Origin of the sequence: Streptomyces sp. NPDC005496, assembly GCF_042872045.1 — a bacterium.
Classification (GTDB): Bacteria; Actinomycetota; Actinomycetes; order Streptomycetales; family Streptomycetaceae; genus Streptomyces.
Genome location: NZ_JBIAJQ010000004.1, coordinates 198,421 through 212,527, shown reverse-complemented (window position 1 = coordinate 212,527; position 14,107 = coordinate 198,421). Strand labels below are relative to the sequence as shown.

Sequence of the window (14,107 nt, the reverse complement as noted above, 5' to 3'; positions counted from 1 at the left end):
GTCCGGCATGACGACACAGATGACGCCCGTCCGTCCTCCCGCCCCGGCGCAGAAGTCGGCACCGCGCCGGGTGCGGAGCTCCCAGGTCTCCGGCGTGGGGCAGCCGGGATTCGCCTGGGCGCTGCCCGCCACCGTGTTCTTCGGCCTCTTCGCGATCGCCCCGCTGATCATGGTGGGGGTGCTGTCCTTCACGAGCTGGAGCGGCCTCGGCTCACCCGAGTTCGTCGGCATGGACAACTGGACCCGGGTCTTCGAGGACCCGGTCATGATCAAGAGCATCTGGCTGAGCCTGCTGATCACCGCGCTCGGCGTGGCCCTGCAGACCCCGCTGAGCATCCTGCTCGGCGTGTGGGCCGCCGGAAAGCAGCGCAACCGCGCCGTCCTCTCGACGATCTACTTCGTCCCGCTGCTGCTGTCCTCGACAGCCGTCTCCGTGCTGTGGCGGGCGCTGCTCGACCCGAACTTCGGGGTGCCGTCGCAGGCGAAGTGGCTGTTCGGCGACGGCAACCTGTTCGGGAGCCAGTCCACCGCGATCGGTGTCCTGGCCTTCGTGAGCACCTGGCAGTTCACGCCGTTCCACACGCTGATCTACCAGGGGGCCGCCCGCGCGATCCCCCAAGTGCTCTACCAGGCAGCGGAGATCGACGGCGCGGGACGCTACCGGCAGTTCTTCCACATCACCCTGCCGCAGCTGCGCAACTCGATCATCACCTCGATGATCCTGATGGTGGTCGGCGGACTCACGACCTTTGAGACGGTGCTCATCCTGACCCAGGGCGGGCCCGGCACCGACACCACCATCAGCGCCTACTACATGTACCAAAAGGCCTTCAAGGGCTTCGACTTCGGCGCCGCCTCGGCCATCGCGCTGGTCCTGGTGATCGCGGCCACGATCATCTCGCTGATCGTGGTGCGCGTCTCGGGCTACGACAAGATGCGCGGCTCAACGGAGGGTCTGTCATGAAACGACGCCCCAACTACGTGGCCGGGGCGGCCTCCATCGGCTGGCTCTTCCTCGTCGGGCTGCCGCTGTACGTCATGCTCGCCGCGACGGTCCAGTCCCGCTCCGAGTACGCCCGGAACGGCCCCCTGTCCTTCCCGGACAGCTTCACCTTCGACAACTACACCGGGGCCTTCTCCAACGGCTTCGGACGCTACTTCCTCAACACCGTCATCGTCACCGTCTGCGTCGTCGGCCTGGTGCTCCTGCTCGTGCCACCGCTCGCCTACGCCATCGTGCGGGCCCGCGGCAGGGTCACCTCCGGGATCTTCCGGCTGTTCCTGCTGGGCCTCGCCATCCCGGCCCAGGCCGTGATCGTCCCGATGTTCTACCTGATCAGCAAGGCCGGCCTCTACGACAACCTCATCGGTGTCATCCTGCCGACGGCCGCCTTCTGCATGCCGATCACCGCGCTCATCCTCAGCGGCGCCATGCGCGACATCTCCCAGGAGCTGTTCGAGGCCATGGCCATGGACGGCGCCTCCACCCGGCGGGTGTTCTTCCAGCTCGTGCTGCCGCTCTCCAAGAGCGGGCTGTCCACGATCGTGGTGTTCTCCGCGCTCCAGGCGTGGAACGGCTTCCTGTTCCCGCTCGTCCTGACCCAGTCCGACTCGACCAAGTTGATCACGCTGGGCCTCTACAACTTCCAAACCGAGCACGGCATCAACATCCCCGGCCTGCTGGCCGCCGTGGTCCTGTCCATGATGCCCGTCCTGCTCGTCTACCTGTTCGCCCGTCGCGCCCTGGTCCAGGGCCTGATGGGCGTCGGAGGAAAGTGACCGCCAACGTGGCAGTTGAGACAACCCCCGTCACCGTCCCGCACCTCTGGAACGACCCCGCCCAGGACATCGACACCAGGGTCTCGGCCCTGATCGACGCCATGACCGTCGAGGAGAAGGTCGCCCAGCTCTTCGGTATCTGGGTCGGCGCGTCCGACGAGGGCGGCGAAGTGGCCCCGCACCAGCACGACATGGAGGAGGCCGTCGACATCGAGACCCTCCTGCCGGCCGGCCTCGGCCAGCTGACCCGGCCCTTCGGCACCGCTCCCGTCGACCCCGCACTCGGCGCGCTCTCCCTCATGCGCACCCAGCAGCGGATCACCTCGGCCAACCGCTTCGGCATCCCGGCCGTCGCCCACGAGGAGTGCCTCACCGGCTTCGCCACCTGGGGTGCCACCGCCTACCCCGCGCCCCTGTCCTGGGGAGCCACCTTCGACCCGGACCTCGTCCGCCGGATGGCCACCGCCATCGGGCGCGACATGCGCTCCCTGGGCGTCCACCAGGGCCTCGCGCCCGTACTCGACGTGGTGCGGGACGCCCGCTGGGGCCGCGTCGAGGAGACCATCGGGGAGGACCCCTACCTCGTCGGCAGCATCGGCACCGCCTACGCGCAGGGCCTGCAGTCGGCCGGAGTCGTTGCCACCCTCAAGCACTTCGTCGGGTACTCGGCGTCGCGCGCCGGACGCAACCTTGCACCCGTCGGCATCGGGCCGCGCGAGCGCGCCGACGTCCTCCTGCCCCCCTTCGAGATGGTCCTGCGCGACGGCGCCGCCCAGTCGGTGATGCACGCCTACACCGACACCGACGGCGTGCCCTCCGCGGCCGACGAGGAACTGCTGACCGGGCTGCTGCGCGACACCTGGGGCTTCGAAGGGACGGTCGTCGCCGACTACTTCGGCATCGCCTTCCTCAAGATCCTGCACGGTGTCGCCGGGGACTGGGCCGACGCCGCCGCGGCCGCGCTGCACGCGGGCGTGGACGTCGAACTGCCCACCGTCAAGACGTTCGGCGCACCCCTGTTGGAGGCCGTCTCGGCCGGGCGCGTGCCCGAACCGCTCGTCGACCGCGCCCTGCGCCGGGTGCTCACCCAGAAGGCCCGGCTGGGCCTGCTCGACGCCGACTGGAGCCCGGTGCCCCCCGCGCTCGCCGACGCCGACCCGGACGACCCCCAGGCCCTGCGCGGCACGGTCGACCTGGACACACCCGCCAACCGCGAACTGGCCCGGGAGATCGCCGAACAGGCGGTCGTGCTGCTGCGCAACGACGGGACGCTGCCGCTCGCCCGCCCGCGCCGCATCGCCCTGGTGGGCCCCAACGGCGACGAGCCGACCGCCGTGCTCGGCTGCTACTCCTTCCCCCTCCACGTCGGCGTGCACCACCCGCAGGTGCCGGCCGGGATCGACCTGCCGACCCTGCGGGACGCCCTGGAAGAGGAGTTCCCGGACGCGGAGATCACCGTGGTGCGCGGTACCGGGATCGACGACGGGGACACCTCCGGCATCGCCGGGGCGGCGGAGCTGGCCGCACGGGCCGACCTCGTCGTCGCGGCCCTCGGCGACCGGGCCGGCCTGTTCGGCCGGGGGACCAGCGGCGAGGGCTGCGACGCCGACTCCCTGGCGCTCCCCGGCGCCCAGCAGCACCTGCTCGACGCCCTCCTGGACTCGGGTACCCCCGTCGTCGCCGTCCTGGTCGCCGGCCGGCCCTACGCGCTCGGCGCCGCCACGGACCGGGCCGCCGCCATCGTGCAGTCGTTCTTCCCCGGCGCGGAGGGCACGAAGGCGATCGCCGGCGTCCTCAGCGGCCGGGTCGGCCCCAGCGGCCGTCTGCCCGTGAGCGTGCCGCGCGGTCCGGGCGCACAGCCGTCCACCTATCTCGGCGCGCGGCTCGCCCAGGCCAGCGAGGTGTCGAACATCGACCCGACCCCGGCCTTCGGGTTCGGACACGGTCTGTCGTACACCACGTTCGCCTGGAGCGACCTCGCCGTGGACGCCACGGAGCGCCCCACGGACGGGGAGTTCACCCTCGCCCTCACGGTGCGCAACACCGGGGACCGGGAGGGGACCGAGGTCGTCCAGCTGTACCTGCGCGATCCGGTCGCCTCGGTGGTCCAGCCGGTCCAGCGGCTCGTCGGCTACACGCGGGTGCGGCTCGCGCCAGGCCAGGCGCGACGCGTCCGGGTGACCGTACCGGCCGACCTCGCGTCGTTCACCGGGCGCGACGGGCGGCGTGTGGTGGAGCCCGGGGAGCTGGAGCTGCGACTGGCGGCGTCCAGCACCGATCCGCGGCTGACGGCGACGGTCACGCTGACCGGTCCCGAACGGCACGTGGACCACACCCGGCGACTGCACGCCGACTTCACCCAGTCCGCCGGGTGACCGGTGACCGCCGCCGCGGACCGGTGTCCCCGGTCCGCGGCGGCGGCTCCCTCACACGTGTGTGACGTCCCGGGCGGGCGGCTGATCCGTGAGGACGGCCATCAGCGCCCGGGCCGCGGGACTCGTCGCCTCCTCCGGCGGCAGCATGGCGACCGTCTCGTACGACACGTCCTCGACGCCCTTCAGAGGGAGCGCGGTGAGCACGGACGCCTCCGGCTTGTGGCCGAAGTGCCGGGGGACGACGGCGATACCGAGGCCCTGCTGGATCAGTTCCAGCAGGCTGTGCACGTCGTTGACCTCCAGGGCGACCGTACGGTGGACGCCGGCCATCGCGAAGGCGGCGTCGGTGACGCGCCGCGGCCCCCAGTCGGGGTGGAAGTCGACGAAGGCCTCGCCGCCCAGGTCCTGCGGTGCGACCGGCCCGCCCCCGGCGAGGCGGTGCTCCGGATGGCACAGGACGGTCATCGGCTCGCCGGTGAGCGGCACCGAGCGCAGCTGCTCGCTGTCCGCCTGCGTCCGGACGGCGAAGGCCAGGTCCAGGCGGCCGGCCGCCACCTCCTCGGCCAGTGCCCCCGAGCCCGCCTGCCGCAGCCGGATCTCCACGTCCGGGTGCTGCCGCCGGAACGCCGCCAGGAGCCTGGCGACCCCGACCCCGGCGACGCACTGCTCGGTGCCCAGCGACAGGGTGCCGCGCAGGACGCCCTGCACCGCCGCCACCGCGTCGTGGGCGGCCCGCACCTGGGCGAGGATCCGCTCCGCCTCGCCCAGCAGGGCGCGGCCGGCCTCCGTGAGCGTCACGCGGCGGGTGGTGCGCACGAACAGCGGTGCCTGGAGCTCCCGCTCAAGGGCCCGGATGGACGCGGACAGGCCGGACTGCGACACCAGCAGCCGTTCCGCCGCACGGGTGAAGTGCTGGTCCTCGGCGACGGCTACGAAATGCTGGAGATGGCGCAGTTCCATGATTGAGAAGCGTAGACGCTGAATCCCATCCGATTCTCCTGTTGGACCGCATGCCGGTGCGCGGGTGAAAGTGGAGGACGTCCCTCTGGATCTCTCCTCCTGGAGCCCACGTTGTACACGCCGCACACCGACCGTTACGAGGCCATGCCCTACCGCCGCACCGGACGCAGCGGCCTGAAGCTCCCGGCGCTGTCGCTGGGGCTCTGGCACAACTTCGGGCCGGACCGTCCGGTGGACACCCAGCGGCAGATCCTGCGCCGCGCCTTCGACCTGGGCGTCACCCACTTCGACCTGGCCAACAACTACGGCCCGCCGCCCGGCGCCGCCGAGTCCGCGCTCGGGGACGCGCTGCGGGCGGACTTCGCGCCCTACCGCGACGAGCTGGTCATCTCGACCAAGGCCGGATACCTGATGTGGCCGGGCCCGTACGGCGAATGGGGATCGCGCAAGTACCTGCTGTCCTCGCTGGACCAGAGCCTGTCCCGGATGGGCCTGGAGTACGTGGACATCTTCTACTCGCACCGCCCCGACCCGGAGACCCCCCTGGAGGAGACCATGGGTGCCCTGCACTCGGCGGTCCTCCAGGGCAAGGCGCTGTACGTCGGAGTATCGAACTACTCCCCGGAGCAGACCAGGGAGGCCGCCCGCATCCTCGGTGAACTGGGCACGCCGCTGCTCATCCACCAGCCGCGCTACTCGATGCTCGACCGCCGGCCCGAGGAAGAGGGCCTCCTGGACACGCTGGACGAGCTCCAGGTCGGCTCCATCGCCTACTCGCCCCTGGAGCAGGGCCTGCTGACCAGCCGCTACCTCGACGGCATCCCCGAGGGTTCGCGCGCGGCGAGCGACAGCCCCTTCCTGAGCGCCGACAAGGTCACCGAGGAGCTGGTGGGGCAGCTGCGCGAGCTGAACGAGGTCGCCGAGTCCCGGGGCCAGTCGCTCGCGCAGATGGCGCTGGCCTGGGTGCTGCGCGGTGGGCGGGTGACCTCCGCGCTGATCGGGGCCAGCAGCCCCCGGCAGCTGGAGGACAGCGTGGCGGCGACGGGTGCGCTGGACTTCTCCGCCGAGGAGCTGTCCCGGATCGACGGGATCATCGGCGCGGCCGGCCGCTGAACCGGAGACCCTTCCTCAGCCGCCCGGCGCGTCGAGACGCTCCAGCAGATGGACGGTCACCGAGTCTCCGGCCTCCTTCCCGATCGCCTTGCGCACGTCGGCCTTCACAGGCAGCTTGTGCGTTCCGTCGCCCAGGGCCATGAAGGAGCTGCGGAAAGGGTGACCGTCGATGGTGCCCCGCACCTTGACGAGGCCGCGCGTCCCGAAGAACGCGGCTGAGCCGGGCCACACGACGTAGGTCCAGCCGCCCTTCTCCGGGCTCTTGAGCAGTTCCGCCGTGAAGTGCTCGTCCAGGTTGTTCGCCGTACTCATGTGTTCCTCCGCTCCCGGTGGTTCCTCTTCCCAAGAGACCACCGGGAGCGGCGGAACTCATCGCGGGCGCTCAGGCGGCCCCGGCCGGCACCCGGTCCAGGAAGCCGAACACGTCCTGGATGCGGCCCCCGGCGTCGAGGGTGATCACGTCGGATCCGGCGACGGGCGCCGAGCCGTCCGCGTCGGCGACCAGTTCCCAGCCGAAGCGCGCGATGTCGTGGTGGGCGTCGACGGCGCCCGTGAGCCGGAACGAGTGACCCGGGAACTGCTCCTGCGCCGCGGCGATCACGGCGGCGAGCCGCTCGTGCCCGCGGACGTCGGCGAGCGGATCGGTGTAACCCCCGTCGGTGGCCCACGCGGCGGCCACCGCCTTCACCCGGCTCTCCGGGTCCCGGGCGTTCCAGGCCTCGAAGTAACGGGCCACGGCGGATTCATGACGCTCATTGCCTGCGGACATGGTCGATCAGCCTCCATCGAGATGTACGTGCTGGTCAGAGACCGGATTCCGCGGTGTGTTCGCCCGCCGGGATCCGGTACCGCAACCATGCCGGGCCGCCCGCGGGAGCGTCGATTACCTCCGGGGTAAGAGGGCCCGAACCGTTTCGGCCAGTCGCCGCACGGAATATGCCAAGAGACTGGCTGGAATGGCATGGTGACAGAGTGTCAGTAGTGGCGATACTCGATGAACAGGGTGATTCAGCCACGCCCGCCGAGCACCCTCGCACCGAGAGCATCTTCGCACCACAGCACCGCACACGAGCCGCAAGGAAAGAGAGGCCGGACCGGCAGCGAGCGCCGTAATGGGGGAGCGATCGTGCATGACGAATTCCTGTGCCATGTGACCGCCTACGGAATATGCGGCGGCCAGCGCGTCGGCGTCCCCTTGGGGACCTACCGCGCACCCACACTGGCGCTGGCCCTGTGGTGGATGCGGGACCGCGCCTCCTGGATCGCCGAGCGCCTCGATCCGCGCCCGGACAATCCGAACTTTCCCCCGAACTCCATCACGCCGGTGGGAGCGGGCGTGCCCGACGTGCCGGCCGTGCTGCGCGCCTGGTGCGGCGACACCCTCCAACAGGAGGTCGTCGCCGAGGAGTTGGCCGCCGGGAAGCTGGTTCGCATCACCACGAACGACGACACCACCGAGTACGAACTGCTCGCCGAGTCCGTCGACGCGCTGCGGATGCAGCGCTTCGTCCCCGTCCTCTCCACGCCCGCGGCCTGACCCCCGCCCGTGCCCGGCCCTGACGCCGGTCCTGCCGCCCGTGACCGCTGCCGCCCAGGCGGGCATGCGGATGAATCGCTAGAATTCAGGCATGAGAGAACGGCCGGTCGCGACAGCGCCCGAGCTCGTCCTCGAGACCGAGGCGGGCTCCACGGTGATCAGTCCCAGCCGCGACTATCACGTCGGGCGGGACCCACTCAGCGATGTCGTCATCGACGACATCCGAGTCTCGTGGCACCACGCCGTACTGCGACCGGAGGGCGACCACTGGACGGTCGAGGACGAGGGCAGCACGAACGGCACCTTCGCCGACGGCCGCCGCGTCCACGAGTGGGGCGTCGGCCCGGGCAGCGTCATCCGCTTCGGCAACCCCTCGGACGGCCCCCGCGTCCTGCTCGTCGACCGCCGGCCGGCCGCGCCGGAACGCCCGTCCGCCGTCCACACCCCCTCCGCCACCGGGACCTTCCGGCAGCCGACCACCGTACGGCCACTGCCCGCCCGCACGGTACGCATCGGCCGCGGCGGCGACAACGACCTGGTCGTCGACGACCTCGTCGTCTCCCGCCGGCACGCAGAGCTGCGCGCCCGGGCCGACGGCACCTACGAGATCGTCGACCTCGGCAGCCACAACGGCACGTTCCTCAACGGACAGCCCGTCGAGCGGGCCGTCGTCACCGCCGGTGACATCGTCGGCATCGGCCACTCCGCCTTCTGCCTCGTCGGCGACCAGCTGCAGGAGTACGTCGACACCGGTGAGGTCTCCCTCGACGTCCAGGACCTCGGTGTCGCCGTCGACCACGGCCGCAAGACGCTCCTCGACCAGGTGTCCTTTCCCGTCGGCGAGAAATGCCTGCTGGCCGTCGTCGGCCCCAGCGGCGCCGGCAAGTCCACCCTGCTGAACGCCCTGACCGGGCAGCGCCCCGCCGACCGCGGCACGGTCCTGTACGACGGCCGGGACCTGTACCGGGACTACGCCGAACTGCGCCAGCGCATCGGGCTCGTGCCCCAGGACGACATCCTGCACGCCCAGTTGACCGTGCGGCGCGCGCTCACCTACGCGGCCGAACTGCGCTTCCCCCAGGACACCGCCAAGGCGGAACGCCGCGCCCGGGTCGACGAGGTGATCCGCGAGCTGGGCCTGGAGGAGCGGGCCACGCAGCCCATCCACAGCCTGTCGGGCGGCCAGCGCAAGCGCGTCAGCGTGGCCCTCGAACTGCTGACCAAGCCCTCGCTGCTCTTCCTCGACGAACCGACCTCCGGCCTCGACCCCGGCATGGACCGCTCGGTGATGCACATGCTGCGCGGCCTGGCCGACGACGGCCGGACGGTCATCGTCGTGACGCACAGCGTGCTCAGCCTCGACGTCTGCGACCGCCTCCTGGTGCTCGCGCCCGGCGGCAAGGTGGCCTTCTACGGGCCGCCCGAGGAGGCCCTCGCCTACTTCGGTTTCGAGGAATGGCCCGAGGCGTTCGAGGCCTTCGAGCGGGACCACGACCGGGACTGGGCGGGGGACTACCGCGACTCCGTGCTCAACCGCCAGTACATCCTCAACGCGTCCGCCCAGCCGCCCCTGCCGCAGGAAGAGCAGGCCCGCGTCTTCGGACCGCCGCCCAAGGCACAGAGCTGGGGCGCCCAGCTCGGCACCCTGGTCAGACGCTACGCCGCCGCGCTCGGCGCCGACCGCACCTTCCTCATCATCATGATCGCGCTGCCGTTCGTGATGGGCGCCATGGCCCGGGCCCTGGCCGGGAGCAAACTCACCCAGGAGACGGCGATGAACGCGCTGCTCATCCTGTGCGTGGGCGGCGTGCTCACCGGCGCGGCCAACGCCGTGCGCGAACTGGTGAAGGAACGCGTCATCTACCAGCGGGAGCGCGCCGTCGGCCTGTCCAGATCGGCGTACCTGATGTCCAAGGTCGTCGTCCTCGGCACCGTCACGATCCTCCAGGCGGTCGTCCTCACCCTGGTCGCCCTGCTCGGCGTCGACCTCAACGCGCCCGGCGGAGAAGGCGTCCTCATGCCACCCCTGGCCGAGATCACGGTGGCCGTGGCCATGCTCGCCTTCACCGCGATGATGCTCGGCCTGCTCGTCTCCGCGCTGGTCCGCAAGGAGGAGGTGACCATGCCGTTGCTGGTGCTGCTCGCGATCGTGCAGGTCGTCTTCTGCGGCGCCCTGCTCAAGCTGAACGGAGTGCCCGGCATCGAGCAGCTGGCCTGGCTGGTGCCCTCGCGGTGGGCGCTCGGCGCGATGGCCGGCACGATCGGACTCGCCCGCGTCGTGCCCGGGGACCTGACCGGTGATCCCCTCTTCAAGCACTCGGTCGGCGTGTGGCTGCTGAACATCGGGATGCTGGTCGTGCTCTCCGTCGTCTTCGGATACCTGGTGGCGCGCCTGCTGCGCCGACACGAGCCCGCGGTCATGCGGAAGTAGGTGCGATGACGGCTCCCGACTTCCGCCCCACCCATGTCGTCCCCCAGGACGGGATGTCCGCCTGGGAGACACCCGATCCCTCCCGGCCCACCGTGCCGCTCGACGCCCTGCTCCCCGTGCAGCTCGCCGAGCGGCGCGGGGACTGGGGGCGGATCGTCTGCGCCAACGGCTGGTCCGCCTGGGTCGACGGCCGCCTGCTGATCGCCGTCCCGCAGGCACCGCCCGCCGCGAGCAGCCCGCTCACCCGTACGGCGGACCCGCGCCCCCTCCTCACCCGCGTCCAGGAGTCGCTCGCCCGCTACCGGAGCGCGACGGAGGACCTGACCGCTGGCCGCCTCGACGGAGAGGCGTTCCGCGGCCGTACGCACGGGATGCGGGCCGGCGTGGTCGTCGACGGGGAGTCCGTGTGGCTGTACGACGCCGAGCACGAGCGGTGGGTGTACAGCGACGGCACGCGGCTCAGCACCTACGCGGCGCCGGGGGAGCCCTCGGCGGCGGCCCCGGAACCGGCACGGCCCCCCCGGGAGGCCACCCGGGTCGTCGAGGCCGACGCCGACCCGCCTCCGGCCGCGACCGCCGCGGAGGCCGGCCCCGCGACGGCCGGGCCCTCGGGACAACCCGGGCCCACCGGTCCGACGGGACCCCCGGACGATGCCGAGCCCGCCGGGCCGGCGCGCCCCGCGACGCAGGCGCCCGCCGGGCCGACCCGCTTCACGGGCGAAACGGCGTCCCCGCAGCCCACGCGGCGCGCGGGGGAGACGGACACCGAGCCGCCCCTCCCCACGGACGAACCGCCCCGCCTCGTCCAGGAACCGGGGCCGGGCGAGCCGACGCGCCCGGCCCCGGACCCCGCTCCTGACGGCGGGTATGAGCCGACGCGTCTCGTCGCGGAGCCGGCGCCCGACGGTGGACACGAAGCGACCCGTCTCGTCACCGAGTCGGACGCTGCCGGGGAGCCGACGCGCCCGGCGCCGGACCCCGCTCCCGACGGCGGACATGATCCGACCCGTCTCGTCACCGAGTCGGACGCCGCCGGGGAGCCGACGCGTCTCGTGCGGGACCCGGGGCCCGAGGGCGGGCACGGGGCACCCCCTCTCGTCGCGGAGCCGCAGCCTGAAGAGCAGGAGACGCGTCTGTTGCGGGAACCGGCTCCCGACGGTGGGCACGGGGCGACCCGTCTCGTCACGGGGTCGGAGGCCGCCGGGGAGCCGACGCGCCCGGCGCCGGACCCCGCTCCCGACGGCGGGCATGAGCCGACCCGTCTCGTCGCGGAGCAGCAGCCTGAAGAGCAGGAGACGCGTCTGTTGCGGGAACCGGCTCCCGACGGTGGGCACGAGGCGACCCGTCTCGTCACGGAGTCGGAGGCCGCCGGGGAGCCGACGCGTCTCGTGCGGGACCCGGCGCCCGACCGGGGGCACGAACCGACCCGGGTCGTGCGGCGTCCGGACGCGTCGCGGGGTGTGCGCCGGGGTGACCACTGATGGCCGAAACGCCCCACGACACGAGCGTGTACGCGGGGCGCCCCTCGGGTCTGGTCGGGAAGCAGATCGCCGGCTACCGGATCGAGCGCGAGATCGGCCGCGGCGGCATGGCGGTCGTCTACCGCGCCAAGGACCTGCGGCTGGACCGGACCGTCGCCCTGAAGCTGCTCGCACCGGAACTCGCGCGCAACGACACCTTCCGCCGGCGCTTCACCCACGAGTCGCGGGTGGCGGCCGCCATCGACCATCCGCACATCGTGCCGGTCTTCGAGGCGGGCGAGACGGACGGCGTCCTGTACATCGCGATGCGCTTCGTCTCCGGGCAGGACCTGCGCCATCTGCTGGACCGGGAGGGTCCGCTGCCCGCCGGGACGGCCGTCCGCATCGCCGCGCAGGTGGCGTCCGCGCTCGACGCCGCGCACGAGCACGGGCTCGTGCACCGGGACGTCAAGCCCGGCAACATCCTGGTGGCGCGCGGCACGGACAGCGACCACCCCGAGCACGTCTACCTCACGGACTTCGGCCTGACCAAGAAGTCGCTGTCGCTGACCGGCTTCACGACCGTGGGACAGTTCGTGGGCACCCTCGACTACGTGGCACCCGAGCAGATCTCGGGGCGTCCGGTGGACGGGCGCTGCGACGTGTACGGCCTCGCGTGCGTCGTCTACGAACTGCTGGCCGGGCGGCCCCCATTCCAGCGGGACGACGACATGGCCCTGCTGTGGGCCCACCAGTACGACCAGCCGCCGCCCCTCACCGAGAAGCGCCCGGACCTCACCTCCGGCGCCGACGCCGTCCTGGCGCGGGCGCTGGCCAAGACCCCGGACGACCGGTACGACTCCTGCCGGGCGTTCGTGGCCGCGCTGCGCGCCGCCGTGACGGGGCGGGTGGAGGGAGGTCACGAGCCGACCCGGGTGGACCACGGCGCCCTCGGCGCGCCGGAGCACCCCGGCGCGCCGCCCGAACCGCCGGAGTGGGCCCGCCCGGTCTTCCGCCGTTAGGCCCTACGGGTTGCGGTCGCGGGCTCCGGCCGCCGGGACCTCGCCGCGGCGACGCACCCGGGTGGCCGACAGGGCGCCGAGGAACCCGGCGACGAGCCCCCACAGCAGCGCGAAACCGACCGCCGTCCAGATCCGGGGCCGCAGCAGGAGCTGTCCGGAGAGACCGCCGCCGAGGTCTCCGATGCCCAGGAGCGACAGCCCGTAGTGCGCGGAGAGGCGGGCGAGGAGGCAGATCGCGAGCACCGTGAGCGCCAGGGCGACCGCCAGGTGCAGGGCGTGCTGCCAGGCGCGTACCCGGGCGGGGGAGCGGGTGGCCATGAGGAAGGCGGCGCCCAGCACCAGTACGGCGTCGACGGCCACCAGCCACCACACCCGGCCGTCGTACTCGGCCAGGGTGCTCAGGTTGAGCGTGGAGATGTCCCGGGTGCGGAGCACCTCGTCCAGGACGTGCGGCATGGGCAGACCGAACGGGCCCTGGACGCGGCCTTCCCAGGAGGCGCCCAGGCCGATCGTGAAGGCGAGCCAGACGAGGTTCGGCAGGCCGAGCAGGATCACCGCGAAGGTCTCGGCGACATGGCCTCGGGTGGCGGCGACGACCAGGGCGACGACGAGACCCACGGCCACGCAGGACAGGAGCAGGGCGACCATCGCGAAGGCGGCGGGGCGCACCGGCTCCTGGAAGCGCAGCAGCCGGGCGGGGAGCGGGGCGCGGGGCGACACGAGCACCGCCAGCACGATGACGCCGGCCAGCCACAGCAGCCCGAACAGCACCGTGAGCGGCAGATCCGCCTCGAAGCCCACCTTCGGGGACGCGCCGAGCAGGTCGCCGATGTCGGAGACGACACCGTCCCCGAGGGAGATCTCGAAGTCCTGCCGGGCGGCGAGCGCCAGTCCGATCAGCCCCAGCAGCCATACGACGGCGACCCGGGCGGCCCAGCCGCTCAGCTCCGAGGTGCCGGCCACGGCCCGGTGCCGCAGCGGGCGCAGGAAGCCGGCCGCGACCACGAGGGCGCCGGCGAGGGTGACCGACAACGGCATCGCGGTGAGGTCGGCCTGCGTGTCGGCGATGGCCCCGGCGTCGCCCGACAGCTCGATGCTGCCGCCGACCGCGGTCACCACGGCGGCGGCGACGACCCGGGGGAACGCGTTGCCGGGCAGGTCTGCCGCGCCGGCCGCCCAGAGTCCGAGGGCGGCGACCGCGCCCATCGCGATCAGCGCGGCCAGGACCGTGGTGACGGCCTGGATCCAGCCGTGGCGGGCGACGGTTCGGTCGGACGGTGTCTGGGCGCTCACGTTGTCACGCTAAGCAGGGCGGGAGAGGTCCGCCCGCCGGGGAGGGCCGACCGCGTCCGCTTGCGAGGGACGCGGGACCCGGGCACACAATGGGCTCGTTGTGGAATAGAGCGGCACAAAACGTACCGACTGTGCCG

General features: G+C 72.4%; 12 protein-coding genes. 8 read left to right on the top strand and 4 right to left on the bottom strand.

Annotation, left to right across the window (positions count from 1 at the left end; genetic code table 11):
• Positions 1-7: 7 nt before the first annotated feature.
• Genes ACFYQQ_RS13425 through ACFYQQ_RS13415 form a run of 3 tightly spaced genes read left to right on the top strand, consistent with a single transcriptional unit; the run spans position 8 to position 4,154 of the window.
• The gene (locus ACFYQQ_RS13425) at positions 8-964 is read left to right on the top strand and encodes a sugar ABC transporter permease (protein ID WP_355792215.1); all 957 of its coding nucleotides are present in this window, start codon (positions 8-10) and stop codon (positions 962-964) included.
• Positions 961-1,779, top strand: coding sequence for a carbohydrate ABC transporter permease (locus ACFYQQ_RS13420; RefSeq protein ID WP_355792213.1), 819 nt, complete (start codon positions 961-963; stop codon positions 1,777-1,779). Before ACFYQQ_RS13425 ends, ACFYQQ_RS13420 begins: the two co-directional genes overlap by 4 nt.
• Positions 1,776-4,154, top strand: coding sequence for a glycoside hydrolase family 3 N-terminal domain-containing protein (locus ACFYQQ_RS13415; protein WP_356242853.1), 2,379 nt, complete (start codon positions 1,776-1,778; stop codon positions 4,152-4,154). Before ACFYQQ_RS13420 ends, ACFYQQ_RS13415 begins: the two co-directional genes overlap by 4 nt.
• 51 nt (positions 4,155-4,205) lie before the next feature.
• On the opposite strand, the gene ACFYQQ_RS13410 is transcribed toward ACFYQQ_RS13415, so the two are convergent.
• Positions 4,206-5,114, bottom strand: coding sequence for a LysR family transcriptional regulator (locus ACFYQQ_RS13410; protein ID WP_356164207.1), 909 nt, complete (start codon positions 5,112-5,114; stop codon positions 4,206-4,208).
• Positions 5,115-5,225: 111 nt separating this feature from the next.
• On the opposite strand from ACFYQQ_RS13410, the gene mgrA reads away from it, so the two are divergent.
• The gene (gene mgrA / locus ACFYQQ_RS13405; RefSeq protein WP_355788343.1) at positions 5,226-6,227 is read left to right on the top strand and encodes an L-glyceraldehyde 3-phosphate reductase; all 1,002 of its coding nucleotides are present in this window, start codon (positions 5,226-5,228) and stop codon (positions 6,225-6,227) included.
• Positions 6,228-6,242: 15 nt separating this feature from the next.
• Here the strand turns inward: mgrA and ACFYQQ_RS13400 are convergent, their stop codons facing one another.
• Both ACFYQQ_RS13400 and ACFYQQ_RS13395 read right to left on the bottom strand, forming a co-directional pair.
• Positions 6,243-6,539, bottom strand: coding sequence for a DUF1905 domain-containing protein (locus ACFYQQ_RS13400; RefSeq protein WP_355788340.1), 297 nt, complete (start codon positions 6,537-6,539; stop codon positions 6,243-6,245).
• Positions 6,540-6,609: 70 nt separating this feature from the next.
• Entirely contained in the window at positions 6,610-6,996 is a 387-nt protein-coding gene (locus ACFYQQ_RS13395) for a nuclear transport factor 2 family protein (protein WP_355788337.1), read from the bottom strand.
• 357 nt (positions 6,997-7,353) lie between these two features.
• On the opposite strand from ACFYQQ_RS13395, the gene ACFYQQ_RS13390 reads away from it, so the two are divergent.
• From ACFYQQ_RS13390 to ACFYQQ_RS13375, 4 genes are all read left to right on the top strand, one after another.
• The gene (locus ACFYQQ_RS13390; protein WP_355788334.1) at positions 7,354-7,764 is read left to right on the top strand and encodes a hypothetical protein; all 411 of its coding nucleotides are present in this window, start codon (positions 7,354-7,356) and stop codon (positions 7,762-7,764) included.
• 91 nt (positions 7,765-7,855) lie between these two features.
• Complete coding sequence (locus tag ACFYQQ_RS13385) at positions 7,856-10,195, top strand: FHA domain-containing protein (protein WP_355788331.1); 2,340 nt, start codon at positions 7,856-7,858, stop codon at positions 10,193-10,195.
• Between the two features lie 5 nt (positions 10,196-10,200).
• Positions 10,201-11,676 carry a hypothetical protein gene (locus ACFYQQ_RS13380; protein ID WP_388904546.1) on the top strand — a complete coding sequence of 492 codons (1,476 nt, stop codon included), beginning with the start codon at positions 10,201-10,203 and terminating at the stop codon, positions 11,674-11,676.
• Positions 11,676-12,677 (top strand): serine/threonine-protein kinase, encoded by a 1,002-nt coding sequence (locus ACFYQQ_RS13375; protein ID WP_356164200.1) that lies wholly within the window; start codon positions 11,676-11,678, stop codon positions 12,675-12,677. The genes ACFYQQ_RS13380 and ACFYQQ_RS13375 overlap by 1 nt, the downstream gene beginning before the upstream one ends.
• A gap of 3 nt (positions 12,678-12,680) precedes the next feature.
• On the opposite strand, the gene ACFYQQ_RS13370 is transcribed toward ACFYQQ_RS13375, so the two are convergent.
• Positions 12,681-13,970, bottom strand: a complete 1,290-nt coding sequence (locus ACFYQQ_RS13370) for a streptophobe family protein (RefSeq protein WP_356243396.1) — start codon at positions 13,968-13,970, stop codon at positions 12,681-12,683.
• Between the last annotated feature and the right edge of the window lie 137 nt (positions 13,971-14,107).